This is a genomic window from Eggerthella sp., from assembly GCF_048329335.1.
Classification (GTDB): Bacteria; Actinomycetota; Coriobacteriia; order Coriobacteriales; family Eggerthellaceae; genus Eggerthella; species Eggerthella lenta.
On the sequence record NZ_DBFEGU010000009.1, the window covers coordinates 1 to 1,716 of the forward strand.

The 1,716-nt window shown below is 61.0% G+C and carries 2 protein-coding genes and 1 tRNA gene; 2 read left to right on the forward strand and 1 reads right to left on the reverse strand.

Translation table 11 applies throughout. The features are described from left to right. Both ACMO6A_RS00290 and ACMO6A_RS00295 read left to right on the forward strand, forming a co-directional pair. Positions 1-950 (forward strand): ATP-binding protein (locus ACMO6A_RS00290; protein ID WP_418470627.1); only part of this gene is annotated, 950 nt, incomplete at its 5' end. A gap of 108 nt (positions 951-1,058) precedes the next feature. After that, positions 1,059-1,424, forward strand: coding sequence for a hypothetical protein (locus ACMO6A_RS00295; RefSeq protein ID WP_009305672.1), 366 nt, complete (start codon positions 1,059-1,061; stop codon positions 1,422-1,424). A 31-nt stretch (positions 1,425-1,455) separates the two neighbouring features. Here ACMO6A_RS00295 and ACMO6A_RS00300 read toward each other — a convergent pair. Beyond that, positions 1,456-1,546 (reverse strand) — tRNA-Ser (locus ACMO6A_RS00300). Between the last annotated feature and the right edge of the window lie 170 nt (positions 1,547-1,716).

Below are 1,716 nucleotides of genomic sequence, written 5' to 3' on the forward strand. Positions count from 1 at the left end.
TCTCGGTGTTGCGCGTCGACGTCGAAGAGGGGCTTGTGCTGGGTGACGAGATGCACGTGAACCAGGTGCTCATCAACCTGCTTGGCAACGCCGTCAAGTACACCGAGCCGAGCGGGACGGTAAGCCTTGCCGTCGAGGAGCTGAGGGGCGACGAGCGCGTGGAATATGCCGCCCAGCACGGTCTTTCGCTTGAGCCGACCAGCCATGACGGCTTCGATATGTGTATTCGCCTGATCCGCTTCATCGTGGAAGATGACGGCATAGGCATGTCGAAAGAGTTCATGTCGCGTTTGTTCGACCCGTTCGAGCGCGAGGAGGTGCCTACGCGCTTATCGGTGGAGGGGACTGGTCTGGGCTTGTCCATCGTTAAGAACCTCGCCGACCTCATGGGCGGTACCGTACAGGTGCAAAGCGAGCGAGGGCGCGGATCGCGTTTCACGTTGGTGCTGCCGTTCGAAGCTTGCGAAGGGGATGCGTGCAAACTGCAGTTGGAGGAGTCCATCGAGGCCGAGCGCTCGGATGCTGCGGTTTCGGCGGTGTCATGCTCCTGGCAGCATGTGCACGTGCTGCTTGCGGAAGACAACGAGATCATCGGCGAGATAGCGGAGGAGATCATCGCTTCGACGGGCGCCACGGTCGAGCGCGCCTGGAACGGCCTGGATGTGCTCGATCTGCTTGAAGGCGCGCCCGAAGGGCGCTTCGACCTCGTGTTCATGGATATCCAGATGCCCGGCATGGACGGCCTCGAGGCGGCGCGACTCGTTGTCGAACGCTACCGGGAAGCAGGTCGCGCACGGCCGCCTATCATCGCCACCACGGCGAACGCCTACGAGGAGGATCGCCGCCGCGCGCTCGACGCCGGGATGGACGGATTCGCCGTGAAGCCCATCGGGAAAAGCGAGGTGTGCCACCTGTTTGCGACGTTCGTCGACGCTAAGATCGACGAATAGATGGCTCTTCTCGATGATATGAGAGCAACGCGCGCCGGTCTGGTATGATGCGGACAACGCAAGCTGCCGGATGCCCGTGCATCCCGACCTGGGAAAGGAGCACTTTCCGTGTTCGCTCGACTGTTGCGCATCGTCCCGATGCTTATCGTGTTGGCCGTGGTGGCGGCAATCGTATACATCGTGGCCGCATGGCGCTATTCCCCGAACCGAGCGAAAGAGCTGCTCATCAGGATATTCACGGCTATCACGGGCGCCGTTTCGGCGTTCTTCCTGCTGGTGTGCGCCTACGCGTGGCTCGAGCGCAACGGAGCCGTGTTCGATCTGTCGTTCAGCTTTTTGTTGACGGCTCTTATCGGGCTTGCGGCGACGCGGATATGCCGCGCGGTGTTTTTGCGCCACAACCCCGCGTACCGCATCAAGGCCGCGAAGACGACGACTCCGGGTTCCCGTGTCAGGCGTTGGCGGAAGAAATAGGAAAACCCTCTTACGAGGGTTTGAAATGCGGTGGCGGAGAGCTGGGGATTCGAACCCCAGACACCCTTTTGGGGTGTACTCGCTTAGCAGGCGAGCACCTTCGGCCTCTCGGTCAGCTCTCCGCGGTATAATAGGTGCGGTTTGCTATGATACCGTGACCACCTCCAAGTTGCAAGGAGCATGATCATGCAAAACATGAGCGGTTCGCAACTCCGCGAATCCTTCGCTTTTTCCCGACGAAACGCCGTGTTGTTTTGCGCGGCGCTCCTGGCGCTCGCATGCGCGCTTGTGG